Origin of the sequence: Streptomyces sp. NPDC015532, from assembly GCF_043078065.1 — a bacterium.
In the GTDB taxonomy this organism is placed as follows: domain Bacteria; phylum Actinomycetota; class Actinomycetes; order Streptomycetales; family Streptomycetaceae; genus Streptomyces.
In genome coordinates this window covers 293,829-315,279 of record NZ_JBIBSY010000009.1, presented here as the reverse complement: position 1 = coordinate 315,279, position 21,451 = coordinate 293,829, and the positions used below count along the sequence as shown (strand labels likewise).

Below are 21,451 nucleotides of genomic sequence, written 5' to 3'. Positions count from 1 at the left end.
GCAGTGCTCAGTAGCACTCGTGGGTGCCCGCGGACACCGACATCTTCAGACCGCTGAGCTTGAACGTGCCGGCGGTGGTCGCCCACGCCGTCTGCTTCACGTCGGTCAGCGTGGCCGACTCGGCCTGCTGGGCGAACCCGTAGGGGTTGGCCTGCTCGCCGCCGCCCTTCATGCCCGGACCCTTGTTGGCGTCCTTGGCGGCAACACCGATGTCGATGTTCTTGAACGTCGCGTCGGCGCCGAGGTCCTCGACATCGATGTAGAGGTTGTCGGCGTGCACCGGCGTACCGCCGCCACCGGCCTTCAGCACGAGGCTGACGGAACCGAGCACCGGAATGTTCGGGGTGACGACCGACTGACACATGCTCGTGATGTCGGCGCTCTTGAACGCCGACACCGCGACGGGGTGCAGCGCCGACTTACCGTCAAGGCCGGTGCCCTGGTCGAGGGCCCCGTACTGCGAGAAGCCCTGACCCTCGAGCTTGTCAGCGGACACCTTGAAGGACTGACCGGAGACGCTGAACGAAGCGGCGAGAGCACCCTGCGCGAGGGCGACACCTATCGCTGCCGTGGCTGCCACGCTGGGCACCATGACGACGGCGAACCGCTTCCATCTGGTCCCGCCACGCACCTGGGACATAATTTTTCCTCCTTCTCGGACGTACATCTCCTGGCCCTGACTGCCACGTTGCGGCGGCTCAGCCGGGCAGGGATGGGAGAAGTGCTACGTCCTCGGGAAGGAGAGCGCCTGTACCCGATGGTGCGACTGCACCCGAATCACCGGCGATCACCCCCGAGCGACAACCACTGGTCGCGCCTGAACACATCACGCACAACCTGCTGGACAGGCTCCGCCGGACGGCGAAGACCCCCCTGCCCAAGAACCGATCGCACTGCTGTCGGCCCTACTCGGTGGGGACCCAGAAAGTCCGCGGACCCGATTGGCTGTCGGGGTGCGGGAATGGACCGAGCGTCGCCGATCGTGGTGCATTCTGGCCGCGTGCACAAGGGGGTTCGTTACTGGCTAGTAACGGCGGGATAACCGAAGAACGACCCGTCGGTATCGGGTGGCGACTCAGTGTGGCACCACCAGGGGTGACACAGCGGTCAAATTCCGGACGGAATCAGACAGTTCAACGCTCTCGACTTACTACGAGTAACAGCGGCCGCGTTTACCAAGTTTTGGTAAAGCGCGGCCACATGCGTCCCTGTCGGCCAATCTTTCACCCGGACATCACAAGCCCTGGCGTTTACGGACTGGTCAGAACAGCGCCCTGGCGAGGGCCCTGCGCGCCGCGATCACGCGGGGGTCGTCGGCACCGACGACCTCGAAGAGCTCCAACAGCCGCACGCGTACGGCGTCCCGGTCGTCGCCCGCCGTGCGCCGCACCGTGTCGATGAGCCGCCCGAAGGCGTCCTCCACGTGGCCGCCGACGAGGTCCAGGTCGGCCCCCGCGATCTGCGCCGCCACGTCACCGGGCTTCTCGGCGGCGTCCTGGCGCACCCGCTGCGGGTCGAGACTCTGCACCCGCTGGAGCAACTCGGCCTGGGCCAGGCCCAGTTTGGCCTCCGTGTTGCCCGGGTCGTCGGCCAGCACGTTCTTGTACGCCTGGACGGCACCGCCGAAGTCGCCCGCGTCCAGCGCCTGCACGGCGGCCTCCAGCAGAGCGTCGTACGGTCCGGCCGGCACCTCCCGTGCCGCGGGGGACTCGCTCGCCCCGGCGTCGGCGTCGACCGTCAGGCCGGTCAGGCCGAAGCGCTGCTCGGCGACCTGGACGAGCTGGTCGAGGGTCCCGCGGATCTGCGCCTCGGCGGCGGCTCCCTGGAAGAGCGGCAGGGCCTGTCCGGCCACCACCGCGAAAACGGCCGGAATCCCCTGGACCCCGAACTGCTGCATCAGCATCTGATTGGCGTCGACGTCGATCTTGGCGAGCACGAAGCGCCCGTTGTACTCGACGGCCAGCCGCTCCAGGAGCGGGCTGAGCTGCTTGCAGGGCTCGCACCACTCGGCCCAGAAGTCGATGACGACGGGTACCTCGGTGGAGCGTTGCAGGACATCCTGCTCGAATCCTGCCTCGTCGACGTCGATGACGAGGCTCGCGGGAGTCACGGCCCCGCCTCCGCCCTGCCTGGCGGTTTCGGCTCGCGCCTGCTCCGCCTTCGACTTGGCCTCCTGGGCCGCCTTCACCGCGGCGAGGTCGACGACTCCGCTCATGGACATGTTCCGTGGCTGCATGAGTACATCCTCCCCCTTCCTCGCGCACGTGTGAAAAGCGTCGTGAAAGCCAGGCTGTGTCAGGCCTGTTCGGCGCCGGGTCCCCACCTGGCGCCTGTGCGGTTGTCGCCGCGGTCGAGCTTTCGCTACGAGTCGTAGCGTAACTGCACGGGAGCGGGCCCGCGTACCGTCTTCCGGTGATCTCCCTCACGGCTTCACACAACCGCCGGATATCGACGGTGATGCGGCCGGATATGGTCACCGACATGCAATGTCGCTCCCAGGCCGCCCGGACGGGCCGTCCCCGCAGCGCCGCCGCCGACGCCGCGATCCTGGAGGCGACTCGTACGGCGCTGGTCGAACTCGGCTGGTCCAAACTGACGTTGGGATACGTGGCGACCCTCGCCGGAGTCGCCAAGACGACCCTCTACCGTCGCTGGGCGGGCAAGAACGAACTGGTCGTCGACGCGGTGGCCGAGCTCTTCGACGAGCTGGAGCTCCCCGACCGGGGCAGTCTGGCCGCCGACATCGAGGGTGTGGTGCTCCAGTTCGCGGCGATCCTGGACCGCCCGGAGGCGAAGACGGCGCTGATGGCCGTGGTCGCGGAGTCCACCCGTGACGAACCGCTGCGCGAGCGCATCCGCACGTCCATCGTCGACCGGCAGAAGCGCCTGGTGATGGAGGGCCGTGCCCGCGCCCAGGAGCGCGGCGAGCTTCCCCCGGAGTCGGACCCGGCCGCCGCCGACCGCACCGCCGCCCTGATCTTCGACGTGGTCGCCGGGGCCGTCGTCCATCGCACCCTGGTCAGCGCGGAGCCCGCGGACGAGGAGTGGGTGCGCTCGTTCACCCGGGTCCTGCTCTTCGGCCTGACAGGAGCGGCGGCCGACGAACCGGCGCCTCCCTCGACGGAGGGCCCGGCCGGAGTCTGACGGGGCGGTGCGGGTGCGTTGCGGGTCGGGGCCGTGCCGGTGCATCAGCCCGTCGCCGTTGGGTGAGGTGTGGCCGTCGGTGGCGACGGGCATCGATGTACCGGCACGGCCCCTCGCGCCGCATGCCGACTGCGGGTGCGTCGTGGTGGCCGCAGCACATTTCAGCCCCGGCCAGGGAAATCCAGCCCCTCCGGCGATTGAGGAGCGGGGGTCCGGGGGCGGAGCCCCTGGGTACGGGACGGGTAGGGGCGGAGGGGGCGAGAAGAGGCACCTGGCGCCGGGCAGGCCTCGGGGGCGGAGCGAGAGCCCGGAGCCCCGGGCCGGCCCGGATGCCGGGCAGGCAGGGGCCCCGGGCTGCCCGGGGTGGGTCAGAAGCCGGCCGGCTCCGTGTACACGCCCCACTCGTCGCGCAGGACACCGCAGATCTCGCCCAGCGTCGCCTCGGCGCGGACCGCCTCCAGCATGGGGGCGATCATGTTGGAACCGTCGCGCGCGGCGGCGAGCATGGCGTCCAGCGCACCGCGCACGGCCGCCTCGTCGCGGTCTCCCTTGCGCGAGGCCAGCACCCGCACCTGCTCGCGCTCCACCTCGTGGCTGACCCGGAGGATCTCCAGGTCGCCGGTCACGGACCCGTGGTGGACGTTGACGCCGACGACCCGCTTGTCGCCCTTCTCGACCGAGCGCTGGTACTGGAACGCCGACTCGGCGATCTCGCCGGTGAACCAGCCGTCCTCGATCCCGCGCAGGATGCCGGAGGTGATGGGACCGATGGGGTGCTTCCCGTCGGGGTGCGCCCGCAGCCCGCGCTCCCGGATCTGCTCGAAGATCTTCTCCGCGTCGGCCTCGATCCGGTCGGTGAGCTGCTCGACGTACCAGGAACCGCCCAGCGGGTCGGCGACGTTGGCGACGCCGGTCTCCTCCATGAGCACCTGCTGCGTCCGCAGGGCGATCTCCGCGGCCTGCTCGGAGGGCAGGGCGAGCGTCTCGTCCAGCGCGTTGGTGTGCAGCGAGTTCGTGCCGCCGAGGACCGCCGCGAGCGCCTCCACGGCGGTGCGCACGACGTTGTTGTACGGCTGCTGGGCCGTCAGCGAGACGCCGGCGGTCTGCGTGTGGAAGCGCAGCCACTGCGCCTTCTCGGAGGTGGCGCCGTACACGTCCCGCATCCAGCGGGCCCAGATCCGGCGGGCCGCGCGGAACTTGGCGATCTCCTCGAAGAAGTCGACGTGCGCGTCGAAGAAGAACGACAGACCGGGGGCGAAGACGTTCACGTCGAGCCCGCGGGACAGGCCCAGTTCCACATAGCCGAAGCCGTCCGCCAACGTGTAGGCGAGCTCCTGCGCGGCCGTGGAGCCGGCTTCCCGGATGTGGTAACCGGAGACGGACAGCGGCTTGTACGCGGGGATCTTCTCGGCGCAGTGCTCCATCAGGTCGCCGATGAGGCGCAGGTGCGGCTCGGGCTGGAAGAGCCACTCCTTCTGCGCGATGTACTCCTTGAAGATGTCGGTCTGGAGCGTGCCGTTCAGCACGGCGGGGTCGATGCCCTGGCGCTCGGCGGCGACCAGGTACATGCAGAAGACCGGCACCGCGGGACCGCTGATCGTCATCGACGTGGTGACGTCACCAAGCGGAATGTCCTGGAAGAGGACCTCCATGTCGGCCGCCGAGTCGATCGCGACACCGCAGTGCCCGACCTCGCCGAGCGAACGGGCGTCGTCCGAGTCGCGGCCCATCAGCGTGGGCATGTCGAAGGCCACGGAGAGGCCCCCGCCGCCGTTGGCGAGGATCTTCTTGTAGCGCTCGTTGGTCTGCTCGGCGTTGCCGAATCCGGCGAACTGCCGGATGGTCCACGTGCGTCCTCGGTAGCCGGTCGCGTACAGCCCGCGTGTGAAGGGGTACTCCCCGGGCCAGCCGATCTGCTCGAAGCCCTCGTAGTTGTCCCCGGGCCGGGGACCGTACACCGGCTCCACGGAATCACCGGAGAGCGTGGTGAAGTCGGCCTCGCGCTTGCGCGAAGCGTCGTAACGGGCCTGCCAGCGTCGGCGGCCTTCCTCGATGGCGTGAGCGTCCATACCTCGAATTTACTAGGACGTCCTAGTAAATGTCGATGGCAAACCGCCGTGCGATAGCGCACGGCGGTCGCGGATCAGGCCTTGGCGACCGCGGGAGTACCCTCCGCGACCTTGGATTCCAGCTCGTGACTGATGCTGCGCTCCACGAAGAAGGCGGCCGTCGGAATCGTGCCCGCCACCAGCACCCAGAGCTGCTTGCCGACCGGCCACTTCGCCTTGGAACCCAGGTCGAAGGCGAAGATCAGGTAGACGACGTACAGCCAGCCGTGCGCGATGGCGACGACTCGGGTGAAGTCGGCGGCTCCGTCCAGGCCCATGGCGTACTTGGCGATCATGCTGAGGCACAGCAGAACCAGCAGGACGCCGGTGACGTAGGCCATGACACGGTAGCGGGTCAACACGCTCTTCTTCATGGCACGAGGGTAGCCACCCTTTTCGGCCGATCTTCACGCGCCCCCACGCCACGCCGCCCGGCGCTCCCGGGCGCACGCCCGTCGCGGTGCCCGCGGCGGGCCCGCCGGCGGCTACGCCTCGTCGAAGTCGTGCGCGGCGACCCGCAGCGGCCGCAGCATGGCGAAGATCTCCGCGCACTCCTCGGCGTCGTAGGCCCCGAGACCGAAGTCCATCGCCATCAGATCGCGGGTGGCCGCGTCGCAGACCTCACGGCCCTTGTCCGTGATGGAGGCGAGGGTGCCCCGGCCGTCGTTCGGGTTCGGCCGCTTGTCGACGAGCCCGGACCGCACCAGCCGGTCCACCGTGTTCGTGACGGACGTCGGGTGCACCATAAGCCGCTCGCCGATCTTGGACATCGGCAGCTCGCCTGCCTTGGAGAAGGTGAGGAGCACCAGCGCCTCGTAGCGCGCGAAGGTCAGTCCGTACGGCTTGACGACCGCGTCCACCTCGGCGAGCAGGATCTGGTGCGCGCGCATGATCGAGGTGATGGCGGACATGGACGGCACGGCACCCCAGCGCTGCCGCCAGTGTTCGTCGGCGCGGGCGATGGGATCGAAGGCAAGGCTGAGCGGCTTCGGCACGGCAACGACCTTACCGGCCGGTCACATCGTGGTCAGCCCCGTCTCGCTTTTCGGTATCCGCCCCCGCGCGAGCGGGGTCCGGCACGGTCCCCGGGCCCCCGCCACCAGGGCCCGCGAGTCGGTCCGGGGCACGTCCGGAGCCTGTTCGAGGGGAGGCTCCACGACGCCCTCCGCATCCCACGCGACGGCAGAGCCCGCGAGCGCTCCGGGACCCGTTCGGCCGACTTCGGGAGGGTGGGTTGGTGGGTCAGGTACCGGTTCCGCCGGCTTCGAGAGGGGGCAGGGGGCGGTTCCGCCGGCTTCGGGAGGGTGGGTTGGTGGGTCACGGGCCGGCTCCGCCGACTTCCGGAGGCGGGTGGGTCGGGGGCTGGCTCCGCCGACTTCGGGAGGCGGGTCGGGGCGAGTCCGGCCGGTGCTCCCATCGCCTACCGGGTCCTCCGTTCGCCGCTGCCCGGTGGCCTATCCGTTCCCGTCGACCGGTTCCGTGCCGTGTCCGGTACGCCGGGCCGCCACCGCCAGGGCCACACAGGCCGCGGTCCCGAGGACACCCGCGCCCACGACGGTCGCCCTCACCCCGGCGAACTCCGCCACCACGCCCGACAAGGCCATCCCCACGCCCTGAACGGTCATCAGACCGGCCGTGTTCAACGTCATGGCCCGCCCGAGCAGTTCGTCCGGCACCGCCCGCACGAACCACTGGTCGAGGCCGAGGGTGTACGCCGATCCGGCGCCCGCGAGCACCAGCAGGACCAGCGTCCAGCCCAGACCGGGCCGCAGCGCGTACGCGGCGTAGGGCAGCAGCGTGACGCAGACCAGCGGGAGCGTGAGCCGGCCCCGGGTCACCGGCCGCAACCGCGAACCCGCGAACAGTTCCCCCGCGATCGTGCCGACCGGCAGCGCGCACATCAGCAGGCCGAGCCCGGCCGTACCGGCCCCGAGCCCTTCGGCGTACGGCGCCGCCAGCGCCTCCGGGGCGACGACGAACATCGGCGGAACCCAGAACAGCAGGAGCAGCACGAGGATCCGCCGGTCCGCCAGCACCTGACGGGCGCCGCGCAGGGAGTCGCGGACGAGCGCCTGCCCCCGGTGCGCCCGCGCGGGCCGCCGCCGGGTGCCGAGGCGCAGCAGCGCCGCCGAGGCGAGGAAGGTGCAGACCGTGACGAGGAGCGCGTGGCGCGGGGAGACGACGGTGAGCAGCAGGCCGCCCGTCCCGAAACCGGCGAGCAGCGCGCTCTGCGACAGGATCCGCAGCAGGGACCGGCCGAGCACGAACAGCTCCCCGTCGCCGAGGACGTCCGCGAGGGTCGCCGTCCGGGTCCCCTGGAAGACCGGGGCGACCAGGGCGAGCGCGGCCCGCATCGCGAGCAGCACCGCGACGGGCGCGCCCGGCAGCACCATCACGGCCACGCAGCCCGCGCAGACCAGATCGCACACCACCAGGACCCGGCGGGCCGGGAAACGGTCCGCGACACCCGCGAGCAGGGTCCCGCCGATCAGGTAGGGCAGAAAGCCGAGCGCGAACGTCAGGGCGCTCAGCAGCGGGGAGCCCGTCAGGCCGTAGACGAGGACGGAGAGCGCGATCTCGCTGACGACGAGCCCGAGCAGCGAGAAGGCGTGCGCCACGAAGACGGCACGGAACTCGGGCACGGCGAACACGGGGCCGTACCCGGTCCGCGCGGCGCCGGGCGCCACAGGGCTCTCGGCGACGGACGCCTCCACGCCCTGGACGCGCGCCGGGGGGCTCTCCGCGTTCTCCGCGTCGGGCGCCGCGAAGCTCACCGCGTTCTCCGCGACGCGCGCCACGGGGCTCCCCCTGTCGGGCCCGGTGGCGTTCTCCGGGGCCGGCCCGGTGGCGTTCTCCGAGGTGGGCCCGGCGATGCCCTCCGGGGCCGGCCCGGCGGCGTCCTCCGGGGCGGGCGCTGGTGCGGGCACCCGCGTCGTTGGCTTCGTCTCTGCTTCCGGCATGGGCGACAGCGTGCCCCCGCCCCGCTCCGGCCCGTAGAGTTTCGGCGTCAGCCGAATCTTGTGGGGTCCTTTCATGCCGTCGCTGCTGCACTTCGGGGAGGACGACCTCCTCAACTGCCGGTTCGCGGTGTCGCCCCTGTGGGAGACACAAGTGGCGGTCCGCACGCTCAGCCGGCCAGCGCGGCACGGCTACCACACACCCTGGCTGCGCCGCATGCGCGCGGCGGCCGCCGGACTCGACCTCGGCCCGCTGTGGCTGCTGATGCCGCCGCGCGGCTACTCCCCCGACTGGTTCGGCCCGCCCCCGCTCGGCCCGGCGGCGAGCTTCGAGGAGGAGATCGCCGCCGTCCGCACAGCCGACCCGGACGTGGCCCGCCAGGAGACCGCGCGCTCGCTCGCCGACACCCCCGGTGCCCTCACCTCGGCGCGCGGCCGGGCCATGCTGGCCGACCCCGCCCGTATGGTGAGCGACCTGACCGGCCTGCTGGAGCAGGCCTGGCACACGCTCATCGAACCGGACTGGCCACGGTTGCGCGCCCTGCTGGAGGCCGACGTCGCCTTCCACTCACGGCGGCTCGGCGAGGTCGGCCTCGGCGGACTCCTCCCGGAGATCGACCGGCGGTTCGGCTGGTCCTCCCGCACCCTGACCGTCGAGGTCGGGGGCCGGCACGAACGGCACCTGGCCGGCCAGGGCCTGGTCCTCATGCCGAGCGTGTTCGCGTGGCCGGACGTGATCAGCGGCTTCGAACCGCCCTGGCAGCCGACACTCGTCTACCCCGCGCGCGGTATCGGCGGTCTGTGGGCGGAGCCGGCGGACCGCACCCCCGACGTGCTCGTACGGCTTCTCGGGCGCGGCCGGGCCGCCGTGCTCACCGCCCTCGACGAACCGGCCGGCACGACCTCGCTCGCGCGTCGGCTGCGCCTCGCTCCGTCGTCGGTCTCCGCGCATCTCACCGCCCTGCGCGACGCGGGCCTGCTCGTCTCACGCCGGTACGGGCACCAGGTGCTGTACGAGCGGACGCCCCTCGGGATCGCGTTGGCGTCGGGCGGCGGCTGACCGACCAGGACACCGGGAACAGCGGGGACGCCGGGGAGATCGCGGCCACGGGTGGCCCACCGCGCCATGCCGCTTCTCCCGCGTAGATACCGCCGCAATGCCCCCTTGTGCCACGATTGGTGACTGGTTGTCACCCTCGTACAAGGGAGCAGCATGCCCCGGCTGATCCACGCCCTCGCGGCGCTCGCGGTGCTCGGGCTCACGGCGGGCTGCGCGCCCTCGCCCGAGGCGGGCCGGGCCTCGGTCGCCGGTGGCGCCTCGCAGCAGGCCGGCCCCGCCCCCCGCTCACCCTTCTGGGTCGACCCGCGGGGCCCGGCGGCCCGGCAGATCGAGCTGTGGCGCCGGCAGGGCCGTGCCGGGGACGCCGCGCTGCTGAAGCGGATCGCGGACGAGCCCGTCGCCCTGTGGCCGGCCGGCGAACTCGACCCGGGTCCGGCCGTCCGGTCGGCGACCGCGTCCGCGGCCCGGGAGGGGCGGACGGCGCTCTTCGTGGCGTACGACATCCCGCACCGCGACTGCGGCCAGCACTCGGCGGGCGGGGCGGCGGACGCGGACGCCTACCGGCGGTGGATCGGCAGGTTCGCCGACGCCCTCGGTGACGGCCGGGCCCTGGTGATCCTCGAACCGGACGCGGTCGCCCACGTCGTGGACGGCTGCACGCCCGGCGAGTACCACGACGAGCGCGAGCGGCTGCTGAGCGAGGCGATCGTCCGGCTGAAGCGCCAGCCGCGCACCAAGGTGTACCTGGACGCCGGAAATCCCGGCTGGATCCCCGACCCGGAGAAGCTGGTCGGGCCCCTGGAACGCGCCGGCATCGCGCACGCCGACGGCTTCTCGCTCAACGTCGCCAACTTCCAGACGGACACCGTCAGCAAGGAGTACGGCGTGCGCCTCTCCGGCAGGCTCGGCGGCAAGCACTTCGTGGTCGACACCAGCCGCAACGGCAACGGCCCGCTGGAGGGGGTCTGGTGCAACCCGCCGGGCCGGGCGCTGGGCACCCCGCCGACCACGGCCACCGGCGAACCCGCCCTCGACGCCTACCTGTGGATCAAGCGGCCCGGCGAGTCGGACGGGGAGTGCGGGGGCGGACCCCCGGCCGGCCGGTGGTGGCCGGACTACGCCCTGGAGCTGACGCGCGGCTCCGCCGGCTGACGGCCGCGACGGTCCCGCGCCGGACGCCCGGTGCCCGGCGTCACCTCACGTGGATCCACTTCGCCTCGGACGGTGTGCCCTGCGCGTCGGTCACGAAGAGCATGTACCAGCCGGGCGGCACCAGCGCCGGGTCCCTCGGTACGTCGACGGTGACCGAGTCCGCCGTCCTGGTCAGCCCCAGTTCGATCGACCGCTGCTCGACGTCCGTGGTGTGGGTGACGGCGCTCGGCCGCATCAGCCGGGCCTTGACGACGCGCTCCGGGTGGCCGGTGACGAACGTCGCCCGGTGGTTCACGTCGAGTTCCTCGGGGCCGGCGCCCAGTACCGGGCGGTTCGCGCGGTTGCGGTGCAGGGCCGGCGGGGTGAAGACCTCCATGCGCTGCTCGAAGTGGCCCAGCTTGGTGTTCCGCTGGTCGTCGAAGAGCGGGTCCGAACCGAAGGTGACGACACGGCCGTCGGGCAGGAGCAGCGCCTCGGAGTGGTAGTTGCGGCCCACGCGGGGGGAGGCGGCCTCGTGGAAGGCGTTGGTCCGGGGGTCGTAGAACTGCGCCTTGAGGATGTTGCTGGCGCCGCGGCCGCGGTAGTCCCGGGAGCCGTTCGTGGTGAACACGGTGTCGTCCGGCATGATCACGCTGTTCAGATAGCGCGTGCCCTGGGGCAGGTCGGGGCCGTCCTCGAAGGCGGGGCTGTCCTTCTTGAGGTCGACGATGGCGGTGCGCGCGGTGGACTTCCTGGACTCGCCGACGCCTCCGCCGCCGAGGATCATCACCTTCTGCTCCTGAGCGGGCGGGAGCAGGACCGACGCGGAGGTCTCCGTCCGGTCGGCGTCCCGCAGGCCGGGGACCTTCTGGAAGGTGTTGGTCCGCGGGTCCCACAGGCCGGGGTCGCGGCCCTGGTCGGCCGGTCCGTACCCGGCGTTGGAGGCCGGGTAGAAGAGTTTGCCGCCCTTGGTGAGGAAGAGGGCCGGATAGGTGGGGAAGTAGCGCTGGGGCCCGGGGCTCCAGCTCTTCGTCACCGGGTCGTAGATCTCGGTGTCACCCGGGTCGATGACCCCGACGTCGTCGAGTCCGGAGACGGCGAGGACGCGTCCGTCGTCGAGTCCCACGAGGGTCGGATACCAGCGGGCCTTGTCCATCGGGTCGACGGGGATGTACCGCTCGGCCCTCGGGTCGAACTCGTAGGCGGCCCTGATGCCCTGGAAGTCCTGCTTCTCCAGGGTGATCTTCTCCGAGAGACCGTAGGTGTTGTGGGCGTCCTCGCCGCGCAGGCCGACGATCTCGTACTGGGCCTGCCGGTCCGTGACCGACCCCGGTCCCTTCTCCCGCGCCTCCACGAAGACGCGGGCCTCTCCGGCGGTGACCTCGGTCCGCCAGGGCTGCATGGCGCCGTTGCGGTCGTAGGTGATGATCTGGTTCCGCTTCGCCCGGGGGACCGTCACGTCGACCCTGCTGACGTAGTCGACGCCGGCGGGCGAGCGGAAGACGGTGCCCTTCCTGAGGACGATGGCCTTGTCCGGGTTCTCGTTCTTCACGCGCATGCCGCCGCCGGCCCGGACGACCTCGCCGTCCAGCTTCTCGTAGCGGGCGGTGCCGCCGGCCACGAGCATCCTGCCGTCGGGGAGCTGGGCGTGTCCGGAGCAGAAGAAGTCGTCCGGGGTGGGGATCTTCTTGAAGGTGTCCGTCCTCGGATCCCACAGGACCGTGTCGAAGGACCCCTGGTCGAACTTCTTCTGCTCGTTGCCCGAGCCGGCGACGATGAGCACCTTCCCGGTGTGCAGCAGGGCCGCGTGGATCGCGTTGGTGCGGTACTCCGCGGGGATCTCGACACCGCTCCAGGAGCCGTACTTCGCCGTGTAGGCGGGCCGGGAGATCGTGTACTCGTGGTAGGTCTCACCGGCGAGGCCGAGCGCGGCCGGGGCGTTGAGTCCCGCGAGGACGGCGAGGCCCGTGATGCCGAGCAGCGTCTTCTTCGTCTTCTTCGAGGGCCGGGGGGCCATGGCCTAGGTGCCTCCTGTCGTGGAGCCGGTGACCGTGACGGGGGTGGCCGCCGGCGATTCCCGGCTGTCGGGAACGCGGACGGCGGGGGGCGCCACGGGCCGGGTCCCGCGCTCCCCGGCAAGGGTGCGGATCCAGACCACGACCGGGGCGAGGGAGATCCCCAGGGCCAGCAGCGCCCAGATCCGCATGCCCGCGTGGGTGTGGCCGAGGACGGCCGAGGCGCCGAGCGAGACGGCGAGCAGCGCGGCCCAGCCGAGATGGACACGGAACGTCGGCAGCCGGTCGGGGCTCGCGTCGTGGCCCTTCGGGGTGACGACGAAACGGCTGGGGCGCCGTACGACCGCCTCGCTCAGCGCCTTCAGATAGATGGGGGCGGACAGTGCCGACATCGCCATGCCGGCCAGGCCGCCGGATCCCTCGGGTTCGTGCGGTGAGACGTTGTGCCGCCGGTTCCACAGGTACAGGCAGACCTGGAGGGCGGCGGCGTCGCTGTAGAGCATCAGCCACACGGAGGCGCTGACCTGCGTCCCGGACGCCCCGAACCACAGGAACAGCAGGCAGCTGACGATGCCCAGGAGCCAGTTGACGGCGGTCATCGGGTAGTAGAGGAGCATCAGCGTGTACGACAGGAGCCGGCCGGGAGGCATGGTGACCAGCGCCTTCCCGTACTGCTTGATCAGGGTCTCGCAGGTGCCGCGCGACCAGCGCATCTGCTGGGTGAAGAAGTCCGTCCAGGAGGAGGGCCCCTCACCGACGGCGAGCACGTCCGGCGTGTAGACGGACCGCCAGTGCAGGCCCGTCCGGGGGTTGCGGTGCCGGTGCAGTTCGAACCCGGTGGCCATGTCCTCGGTGATGGAGTCGTACAGCCCGCCGATCTGCTTGAGGGCCGCGATCCGGACGACGTTGTTGGTGCCGACGAACATGGGCGAGCCGTAGCGGTTGCCGGCGCGCTGGATGAGGGCGTGGAAGAGGAACTGCTGGGACTCGGCGGCCTTGGTGACGGGGTTCTCGTAGTTCCCGTACACCTGGGGGCCGACGACGAACGCGACGTCGGGGTCCCGGAAGTAGCCCATCATGCGTTCGAGGAATCCGGGCAGCGGGACGTGATCGGTGTCGACGGAGGCGAAGAAATCGTAGGCGTGCCCGTAGAGGGCGAGCCACGCGTTGTAGTTGCCGTGTTTGGTACGGGCCTTGTGGCTTCCCTCGGGGCGGTTCCACTCGGGCACGCCGGACCGGGTGAAGTGCCGGACGCCGAGCTCGGCGCACAGGGCTCTGGCCTGGTCGTCGTCGCCCTCGTCGAGCAGCCAGACGTCGAGCGGACCGGAGTGGGTGAGCCGGACCGCGCCTTCGAGGGTCGCGCGGACCGTGGCGAGGGGTTCCTTTCCCGGGACGTAGGTGGTGAGGAAGGCGACCCGGGTCCCCTGCGCGGGAACGACGGGTACGGGGTCGCGGGCGACCAGCGTCGCGTGGGCGATGCTCAGGACGTTGACGACCATGAAGAGTTCGATCAGGCCGATGACGACGAGCATCGTGGTGTCGAGGGCGTTCCGCCATGGCTCGCCGTCTTCGCGCTGCACCCAGTGGGTGGGCCACACGAGGTAGACGAGGAGCGCGCCGGTGAGGACCGGGGCGAGGGTCATCAGCAGGATGGCGGCTATTCGGTGCGGCTCGCGCGACAGGAGCTTGGTGTACTGCACCCGGTAGCCGGGGCCGGACGGCTGGGTCAGGGGTCCGGCGAGTCGGCTGTAGGTGTCGTAGTCGTAGCCCGCGGGCCGCACATCACCCTCCCGTGGTTCAGCGAGTCCAGTGATCGCCATGGCTGATACCCACACATAAGGGGAGTTTTCGCGACGCGTCGAGCGGGGCGGGTCCGAAGGGGTGCGGCGGCGGGCGGGCGGGTGGTCTTTCGACCCGCCGGGCGGACATGCGTGAACCCCGGCCCTGGGGACCGGGGTTCACTGCGCGGGGCACGCGTCCGCGGCTGTGCCGATATGCCGACATACCGTCATGGCGTCATGCCGACAGGTGCCGCTCCACCGTCTCCACCTTGGAGGTGAGACCGTCCGTCACGCCGGGACGGATGTCCGCCTTGAGGACGACCGAGACGCGGGGCGCGCGGGCCTCGACGGCGGCGACGGCACGCTTGACGACGGCCATCACCTCGTCCCACTCGCCTTCGATCGAGGTGAACATCGCGTCGGTGCGGTTGGGCAGCCCCGACTCACGGACCACGCGGACGGCGTCGGCGACGTACTCCCCCACGTCCTCGCCGACACCCAGCGGCGTCACGGAGAAGGCGACGATCATGCCTTCACGGCTCCTTCGGCGAACGTGCGGGAGGCGACGACCGCGTCCTCGGTCTCGCGCTTGAGCTTGCGCTCGGCGAAGAAGCCGCCGGTGGGCAGGACGGAGAGGGCGAAGTAGAGGGCGGCGATGCCGACGCCCCACCGGGCGCGGTACCAGGCGAAGGCCCAGAAGATCACGTACAGGATGAAGAGGACGCCGTGGACCGCGCCCATCACGGGGACGGCGTTGAAGTCCGTGGTCCGCTTCAGCACCGAGCAGACGAGCAGCAGCAGGAAGGAAACGGCTTCGGGGGCCGAGACCAGACGGAGCCGGCGGAGTGCGGTGGCGGTCTTTATGTCCACGGGTCACCTTCGATGGGATCGCTGTCGGGGGAGACGCTTCCTTGTGAACGCAAGCACAAGCGTCCCGGTCATTGTGGCATCCGACGGGCGGGATCCCGGGTCCGGGGCCCGGACGACACCGCGGGGCACCCCTAGGGGGCGGATCAGGGACGGGATCCACCCGGGGGCTCTGTCGGCGGTCCGGCACTGCGGCTACCGTCTCAGCGTGGCGATGTTTCGACTTCAGGGCAGCAAGGTGCTGGCCGTCGACATGACCGGGGACGCCGTGAAAGCGAAGAACGGCTCCATGGTCGCGTACGACGGCCAGATGGCCTTCAAGAAGCTCAGCGGGGGCGGTGAGGGGATCCGGGGAATGGTGACCCGGCGCCTCACCGGCGAGCAGATGACGGTGATGGAGGTGAAGGGGCACGGCACCTGCTGGTTCGCGGACCGGGCCTCGGAGATCAACATGGTGTCCCTTCAGGGGGACAAGCTGTACGTGGAGTCGAGCAATCTGCTCGCCACGGACACGGGGCTGCGCACGGGTACGACGTTCACGGGGCTGCGCGGCGCCTCGCAGGGCAACGGTCTGTTCACGACGACCGTCGAGGGCCACGGCCAGGCGGCGATCACGTCGGACGGGCCCGCGGTGGTGCTGCGGGTCAGTTCCCAGTACCCGCTGACGGTCGACCCCGGCGCGTACATCGCCCACCAGGGCAATGTGCGGCAGTCGTTGCAGTCCGGTGTGACGTTCCGCACCCTCCTCGGTGAGGGCGGAGGCGAGGCGTTCCAGATGCGCTTCGAGGGCGACGGGCTGGTCTACGTCCAGCCCAGTGAGCGCAACACGATCGCGGGGGATGTCTGAGATGGCGTTCCGCGAGGTGAACTCGAAGGTGGTCGAGGCGACGGTGCTGCCGGGGCAGCGGCTGTTCAGCCAGCGCGGCGCGATGCTCGCGTACAAGGGCGACGTGTCGTTCACCCCCAACATCCAGGGCGGGCAGGGCGGGGTGATGTCGATGATCGGCCGCCGCCTGGCCAACGAGGCGACTCCCCTCATGACCGTGGAGGGTTCGGGCACGGTGCTCTTCGGGCACGGCGGCCACCATGTCCAGGTGATCAGCCTCACCGGGGACACCCTGTATGTCGAGGCGGACCGGCTGCTGGCCTTCGACGGGACACTCCAGCAGGGCACGATGTTCCTGGGCTCACAGGGCGGCGTCATGGGCATGGTGCGGGGCCAGGTGACGGGTCAGGGGCTGTTCACGACCACGCTCAAGGGCCACGGGGCGGTGGCCGTGATGGCGCACGGCGGGGTCTTCGAGATCCCGATCACCCCGCAGCGCGCGGTGCACGTCGACCCGCAGGCGTATGTGGCGCACCACGGCGACGTACGCAACAAGCTGTCCACGGCGCTTGGCTGGCGCGACATGGTGGGACGCGGTTCGGGCGAGGCGTTCCAGCTGGAGCTGAGCGGCAGCGGTTCGGTGTACGTCCAGGCCTCGGAGGAGAAGCTGTGAGCGGGTACGGAACCCCCGGCGGTCCGGTGATCCACGATCCGATGTCGCTGCCGGTCGACGACAACGTCAACAACTACACCTTCTGCGTGGAGCTCAAGGGGAGCCAGTGGTTCCTGCAGAAGGGCAAGATGATCGCCTACTACGGATCGATGGAGTTCAACGGCATCGGGCACGGCCGACTTGACCGTCTTGTCCGTACGTCGTTCCATTCGCCACTGCACGCGAGCGACTGGGTCGTGGCACAGGGCTCGGGCAAGATGCTGCTCGCCGACCGGGCCTTCGACGTGAATTCGTACGATCTCGACGACGGCAACTTGACCATTCGCTCTGGCAACTTGCTCGCTTTTCAGCCAAGTCTCGCGCTCAAGCAGTCGATCGTGCCGGGCTTTCTGACACTGATCGGAACCGGCAAGTTCGTGGCCGCGTCCAACGGTCCGGTGGTGTTCATGGAACCCCCGATCCGGGTGGACCCGCAGGCCCTCGTCGGATGGGCGGACTGCCCCTCCCCCTGCCACCACTACGACCATGCGTACATGACAGGCGTGATGGGCGGTCTACGTGCGATGACGGGCCTCGGAGGGGCCTCCGGCGAGGAGCACCAGTTCGAGTTCGTGGGGGCGGGCACGGTGCTGCTCCAGTCCACCGAGATCCTGATGGCCGAGCAGGCCACGGGGGCGGTCCCGCAGCAGGCGGGAGTGCCCGGCGCGGGAGGGGTGCCCGGTCAGCACGGGGGGCAAGCCGGCGCACCGCGCCTTCCCGGACAGCTGGGGGACCTCCAGCGTCGCTTCGGGCTGTGAGCGGTAGTCTGCGGAGTGTGACATCGAACGCACGTCGAACACGTGCGCACAGTCACATAACCCCTCACTAGTTCGCCTTTCAACATTTTAGGTAGACTTCATTTATGGAGACCGAGACGGCCACGCGCTGGCTGACCGATGCGGAGCAGTGCGCCTGGCGCACCCACCTGGAGGTCAACAGGCTGTTGACGTACCAGCTTGAGAGGGACCTCCAGCCGTTCGGGCTGACGATGAACGACTACGAGATCCTGGTGAACCTCTCCGAGTCGGAGGGCGTGCGGATGCGGATGAGCGACCTGGCGTCCGCCACCCTCCAGTCCAAGAGCCGGCTCTCGCACCAGATCACGCGCATGGAGAACGCGGATCTTGTGCGCCGGGAGAACTGCGAGTCCGACCGGCGAGGGCTGTACGCGGTCCTCACCGAGCACGGCATGGAGACGATGCAGAAGGTCTCGCCGCATCATGTGGCGTCCGTGCGGCGGCACTTCATCGACCTGCTGTCACCCGAGGCGCTGGAGGACCTGCACAAGTCCCTGCGCCCGATCGCCGAACACCTGCTGGGACAGCGCGGCAAACCGTAGGACCCCGGGGCGCCGCGTCAGCGGCGTGATCCCGGTGGCAGGCCTCGGCCGGGCAGTCGCGCGCCGCCCGTCACCACGGGCCGCGCGCCGCAGGCCGCACGGACCCCGCGTCCACATCCGGACGCGGGGTCCGTGCGTTCCCGCACAGACGGAACCGCCGCCGTCCCGCCGCCCCGCGGCCAGCGCTCGGCACCGCCTCCGGCGCTCGTCCCTCCGGCGCACCGGCGGGTGTCGGCAGAGCCGCGCGTGCCGCCGCACCCCGAAGCGTCCCTCGGGGTACCGGCGTGAAGCCGGCGCCTCCGCGGCGCTCGCCGCGTGAGCACACCCGCCCGTGTCATCGCACCCCTGGACGGGTCACGGGTGGTCGCCGCGGCTCCCGTGAGGGTCCCGGCGCACCACACCGCGCCGTGCCGCTGCGGCAAGGGTGGGTTCTCCTGTTGCGCGCCGCATCGTGCCGGAAACGCGTCGAGCCGACCCGGCACAGGAGAGTGCGGGTCGGCTCCGGAGCGGGTGTCCCGGCGCCTCGCGCCGGTCCGGTTCAGCTCTCCGTCAGGCCCTGGATCAGGGTGTCGGCGGCTTCGTAGGGGTCCAGTTCGCCCGCGACGATGCGCTCGGCGAGGGCGCTGAGACGGCGGTCGCCGTGGAGGTCGCCGATCCGCCGGCGCAGCGCGGTGACGGCGATCGTCTCGACCTCCTGGGACGCCCGGGCGAGCCGGCGCTCGGCCAGGACGCCGTGCTCCTCCATCCACGCCCGGTGCTTCTCCAGCGCCTCGACGACCTCGTCGATGCCCTCCCCGCGCGCGGCCACGGTCTTGACGATCGGCGGGCGCCAGGCCCCCGGGCCCCGGGACTCACCGAGGCTGAGCATGTGGTTGAGCTCGCGGGCGGTCGCGTCGGCGCCGTCGCGGTCGGCCTTGTTGACGACGTACACGTCGCCGATCTCCAGGATTCCGGCCTTGGCCGCCTGGATGCCGTCGCCCATGCCGGGGGCGAGGAGGACGACGGAGGTGTCGGCCTGGGAGGCGATCTCCACCTCCGACTGGCCGACGCCCACCGTCTCCACCAGGATCACGTCGCAGCCCGCCGCGTCCAGGACCCGGATGGCCTGGGGGGCCGACCAGGCCAGTCCGCCCAGGTGACCGCGCGTCGCCATCGAGCGGATGTAGACGCCCGGGTCCGAGGCGTGGTCGGACATCCGGACGCGGTCGCCGAGCAGCGCGCCGCCGGAGAACGGCGAGGACGGGTCGACGGCCAGTACGCCGACCCGCTTGCCCTGCCGCCGGTAGGCCTTCACCAGCGCCGACGTCGACGTCGACTTGCCGACGCCGGGCGAACCGGTGAGCCCCACCACGTACGCGTTGCCGGTCAGCGGGGCCAGCGCGGCCATGACCTCACGGAGCTGCGGTGCGGCTCCCTCCACGAGGGAGATCAGCCTGGCCACCGCCCGCGGCCGTCCTTCCCTGGCCTGGGTCACCAGCGAGGAGACGTCCTGCATCACAGCTCCGTTCACGAGAGGTCGGTCGGTCGAACGCGGGTCAGGCCTTGGCCACCCGCACGATCAGAGCATCGCCCTGACCGCCGCCGCCGCACAGGGCGGCCGCGCCCACACCGCCGCCGCGCCGCTTCAGTTCGAGGGCCAGGTGCAGCACGAGCCGGGCGCCGGACATGCCGATCGGGTGACCGAGGGCGATGGCGCCGCCGTTGACGTTCACCTTTTCCGTGGACACCCCGAGGTCCTTCATTGACTGGACCGCGACGGCCGCGAAGGCCTCGTTGATCTCGATCAGGTCGAGGTCCTCGACCTCCAGGCCCTCCTTCTTCAGGGCGTGCAGGATCGCGTTCGAGGGCTGCGACTGGAGGGAGTTGTCCGGGCCCGCCACGTTGCCGTGGGCGCCGATCTCCGCGATCCAGTCCAGACCGAGCTCCAGCGCCTTGGCCTTGCTCATCACGACCACGGCGGCCGCGCCGTCCGAGATCTGGGAGGCGCTGCCGGCGGTGATGGTGCCGTCCTTGGCGAAGGCGGGGCGCAGCCTGCCGAGCGACTCGGCGGTCGTCTCGGCGCGGATGCCCTCGTCCTTGCTGAAGACGACGGGCTCGCCCTTGCGCTGCGGGATCTCGATCGGTGTGATCTCCGCCTCGAAGACGCCGTTCTTCTGAGCGGCGGCCGCGCGCTGGTGGGAGAGGGCGGCGATCTCGTCCTGCACCGGGCGCTGGATGCCGAGACGGGTGTTGTGCTTCTCCGTGGACTCGCCCATGGCGATGTTCTCGAAGGCGTCCGTCAGACCGTCATGGGCCATGGCGTCGAGCATCTCGATGGCGCCGTACTTGTAGCCCTCGCGGGACTTCGGGAGCAGGTGCGGGGCGTTCGTCATGGACTCCTGGCCGCCGGCGACCACGATGTCGAACTCGCCGGCGCGGATCAGCTGGTCCGCGAGGGCGATGGCGTCGAGGCCGGAGAGGCACACCTTGTTGATGGTGAGCGCCGGGACGTTCATGGGGATGCCCGCCTTGACGGCGGCCTGGCGTGCCGGGATCTGCCCTGCCCCGGCCTGGAGCACCTGGCCCATGATCACGTACTGCACCTGGTCGCCGCCGATGCCCGCACGGTCGAGGGCGGCCTTGATCGCGAAGCCACCGAGGTCGGCCCCGGAGAAGGACTTCAGCGAGCCCAGCAACCGTCCCATGGGCGTTCGGGCGCCCGCGACGATCACCGAGGTACTGCTGTTCGTTCCAGACATGAGGTGCGATCCCCTTACCGGCTGCACAGCCGAGGAGTGAACGAGGGTTTACTGAGAATGTACTGAGCGGTAGGCCACCCGTCATCCGGCCCGCAGTGTGATCGCGCGCACGTTGCGTAACCACGCCGGGAGCGCTGCACTGACTCCATGCTGACGCGAATCGACCACATCGGGATCGCCTGTTTCGACCTCGACGCCACTGTCGAGTTCTACCGTGCGACGTACGGCTTCGAAGTCTTCCACTCCGAGATCAATGAGGAGCAGGGCGTCCGGGAGGCCATGCTCAAGATCAACGAGACGTCCGACGGCGGCGCCTCCTACCTCCAACTGCTGGAACCCACCCGCGAGGACTCCGCCGTGGGCAAATGGCTGGCCAAGAACGGCGAGGGCGTGCACCACATCGCCTTCGGCACGGCGGACGTCGACGGTGACGCCGCGGACATCCGGAACAAGGGCGTCCGGGTGCTCTACGACGAGCCCCGGACCGGGTCCATGGGGTCCCGGATCACGTTTCTGCACCCCAAGGATTGCCACGGCGTCCTGACAGAACTGGTCACTTCGGCGGCGGTTGAGTCACCTGAGCACTGACCTCCGTATATCTGGGCCGGTAGGGTTGGGCTCGGCCGTCGCCTTTCGCGGGGGACGGCCGCGGTCCTGACGCCTTCCGGCGAGCGGGACCAAGGGCCGGGGTCCAGGTTTCGGGGGGCGAGCGTCGGGGCAGCAGCCCGTGCTCCGCCGTTGATCTGACACCATTCCCCGGGGGCCCCGTTCGG

Annotated in this window: 20 protein-coding genes; 8 read left to right on the top strand and 12 right to left on the bottom strand. The window is 70.7% G+C overall.

Features of this window, described 5'->3' with window-relative positions; all coding sequences use genetic code 11:
• Nucleotides 1-7: 7 nt before the first annotated feature.
• A complete protein-coding gene (locus ACF07B_RS26485; protein WP_362398823.1) occupies nucleotides 8-643 on the bottom strand; it encodes a DUF6230 family protein in 636 nt (211 codons plus the stop codon).
• Nucleotides 644-1,261: 618 nt separating this feature from the next.
• On the bottom strand, nucleotides 1,262-2,236 hold the full coding sequence (locus tag ACF07B_RS26480) for a tetratricopeptide repeat protein (protein ID WP_392180761.1): 975 nt from the start codon (nucleotides 2,234-2,236) through the stop codon (nucleotides 1,262-1,264).
• Between the two features lie 245 nt (nucleotides 2,237-2,481).
• Here ACF07B_RS26480 and ACF07B_RS26475 point away from each other — a divergent pair, with 245 nt between their 5' ends.
• A complete protein-coding gene (locus ACF07B_RS26475; RefSeq protein ID WP_369485318.1) occupies nucleotides 2,482-3,144 on the top strand; it encodes a TetR/AcrR family transcriptional regulator in 663 nt (220 codons plus the stop codon).
• 368 nt (nucleotides 3,145-3,512) lie between these two features.
• Here the strand turns inward: ACF07B_RS26475 and ACF07B_RS26470 are convergent, their stop codons facing one another.
• The 4 genes from ACF07B_RS26470 to ACF07B_RS26455 all read right to left on the bottom strand — a co-directional run bounded on the left by ACF07B_RS26470 (nucleotide 3,513) and on the right by ACF07B_RS26455 (nucleotide 8,212).
• Nucleotides 3,513-5,213, bottom strand: coding sequence for a methylmalonyl-CoA mutase (locus tag ACF07B_RS26470; RefSeq protein WP_369485316.1), 1,701 nt, complete (start codon nucleotides 5,211-5,213; stop codon nucleotides 3,513-3,515).
• A gap of 74 nt (nucleotides 5,214-5,287) precedes the next feature.
• Nucleotides 5,288-5,626 carry a DUF3817 domain-containing protein gene (locus ACF07B_RS26465; RefSeq protein WP_362398577.1) on the bottom strand — a complete coding sequence of 113 codons (339 nt, stop codon included), beginning with the start codon at nucleotides 5,624-5,626 and terminating at the stop codon, nucleotides 5,288-5,290.
• 111 nt (nucleotides 5,627-5,737) lie between these two features.
• Nucleotides 5,738-6,247 carry a MarR family transcriptional regulator gene (locus tag ACF07B_RS26460; protein ID WP_328671469.1) on the bottom strand — a complete coding sequence of 170 codons (510 nt, stop codon included), beginning with the start codon at nucleotides 6,245-6,247 and terminating at the stop codon, nucleotides 5,738-5,740.
• 459 nt (nucleotides 6,248-6,706) lie between these two features.
• Entirely contained in the window at nucleotides 6,707-8,212 is a 1,506-nt protein-coding gene (locus ACF07B_RS26455) for an MFS transporter (protein ID WP_392180760.1), read from the bottom strand.
• Nucleotides 8,213-8,285: 73 nt separating this feature from the next.
• On the opposite strand from ACF07B_RS26455, the gene ACF07B_RS26450 reads away from it, so the two are divergent.
• The gene (locus tag ACF07B_RS26450; RefSeq protein ID WP_392180759.1) at nucleotides 8,286-9,269 is read left to right on the top strand and encodes a DUF5937 family protein; all 984 of its coding nucleotides are present in this window, start codon (nucleotides 8,286-8,288) and stop codon (nucleotides 9,267-9,269) included.
• Nucleotides 9,270-9,422: 153 nt separating this feature from the next.
• Complete coding sequence (locus ACF07B_RS26445) at nucleotides 9,423-10,421, top strand: glycoside hydrolase family 6 protein (protein WP_392180758.1); 999 nt, start codon at nucleotides 9,423-9,425, stop codon at nucleotides 10,419-10,421.
• Between the two features lie 40 nt (nucleotides 10,422-10,461).
• Here the strand turns inward: ACF07B_RS26445 and ACF07B_RS26440 are convergent, their stop codons facing one another.
• The 4 genes from ACF07B_RS26440 to ACF07B_RS26425 all read right to left on the bottom strand — a co-directional run bounded on the left by ACF07B_RS26440 (nucleotide 10,462) and on the right by ACF07B_RS26425 (nucleotide 15,066).
• Nucleotides 10,462-12,417, bottom strand: a complete 1,956-nt coding sequence (locus ACF07B_RS26440; RefSeq protein ID WP_392180757.1) for a galactose oxidase-like domain-containing protein — start codon at nucleotides 12,415-12,417, stop codon at nucleotides 10,462-10,464.
• Nucleotides 12,418-12,420: 3 nt separating this feature from the next.
• Nucleotides 12,421-14,235, bottom strand: a complete 1,815-nt coding sequence (locus ACF07B_RS26435) for a glycosyltransferase family 2 protein (RefSeq protein ID WP_392180756.1) — start codon at nucleotides 14,233-14,235, stop codon at nucleotides 12,421-12,423.
• Between the two features lie 196 nt (nucleotides 14,236-14,431).
• The gene (locus tag ACF07B_RS26430; protein WP_362398595.1) at nucleotides 14,432-14,725 is read right to left on the bottom strand and encodes an MTH1187 family thiamine-binding protein; all 294 of its coding nucleotides are present in this window, start codon (nucleotides 14,723-14,725) and stop codon (nucleotides 14,432-14,434) included.
• Entirely contained in the window at nucleotides 14,722-15,066 is a 345-nt protein-coding gene (locus ACF07B_RS26425) for a DUF3817 domain-containing protein (RefSeq protein WP_384236784.1), read from the bottom strand. The genes ACF07B_RS26430 and ACF07B_RS26425 overlap by 4 nt, the downstream gene beginning before the upstream one ends.
• 211 nt (nucleotides 15,067-15,277) lie before the next feature.
• On the opposite strand from ACF07B_RS26425, the gene ACF07B_RS26420 reads away from it, so the two are divergent.
• From ACF07B_RS26420 to ACF07B_RS26405, 4 genes are all read left to right on the top strand, one after another.
• Nucleotides 15,278-15,910 carry an AIM24 family protein gene (locus ACF07B_RS26420; protein ID WP_392180786.1) on the top strand — a complete coding sequence of 211 codons (633 nt, stop codon included), beginning with the start codon at nucleotides 15,278-15,280 and terminating at the stop codon, nucleotides 15,908-15,910.
• A gap of 1 nt (nucleotide 15,911) precedes the next feature.
• Nucleotides 15,912-16,562 carry an AIM24 family protein gene (locus ACF07B_RS26415; RefSeq protein WP_362398829.1) on the top strand — a complete coding sequence of 217 codons (651 nt, stop codon included), beginning with the start codon at nucleotides 15,912-15,914 and terminating at the stop codon, nucleotides 16,560-16,562.
• Entirely contained in the window at nucleotides 16,559-17,359 is an 801-nt protein-coding gene (locus tag ACF07B_RS26410; protein ID WP_326785459.1) for an AIM24 family protein, read from the top strand. Before ACF07B_RS26415 ends, ACF07B_RS26410 begins: the two co-directional genes overlap by 4 nt.
• Before the next feature lie 104 nt (nucleotides 17,360-17,463).
• Nucleotides 17,464-17,940, top strand: coding sequence for a MarR family transcriptional regulator (locus ACF07B_RS26405; RefSeq protein WP_362398601.1), 477 nt, complete (start codon nucleotides 17,464-17,466; stop codon nucleotides 17,938-17,940).
• A gap of 538 nt (nucleotides 17,941-18,478) precedes the next feature.
• Here ACF07B_RS26405 and meaB read toward each other — a convergent pair.
• A complete protein-coding gene (meaB, locus tag ACF07B_RS26400; RefSeq protein ID WP_369486350.1) occupies nucleotides 18,479-19,435 on the bottom strand; it encodes a methylmalonyl Co-A mutase-associated GTPase MeaB in 957 nt (318 codons plus the stop codon).
• A gap of 40 nt (nucleotides 19,436-19,475) precedes the next feature.
• Nucleotides 19,476-20,678, bottom strand: a complete 1,203-nt coding sequence (locus tag ACF07B_RS26395; protein WP_369486349.1) for an acetyl-CoA C-acetyltransferase — start codon at nucleotides 20,676-20,678, stop codon at nucleotides 19,476-19,478.
• Between the two features lie 147 nt (nucleotides 20,679-20,825).
• Here ACF07B_RS26395 and mce point away from each other — a divergent pair, with 147 nt between their 5' ends.
• On the top strand, nucleotides 20,826-21,266 hold the full coding sequence (gene mce, locus ACF07B_RS26390; RefSeq protein ID WP_369486348.1) for a methylmalonyl-CoA epimerase: 441 nt from the start codon (nucleotides 20,826-20,828) through the stop codon (nucleotides 21,264-21,266).
• The last annotated feature ends 185 nt before the right edge of the window (nucleotides 21,267-21,451 follow it).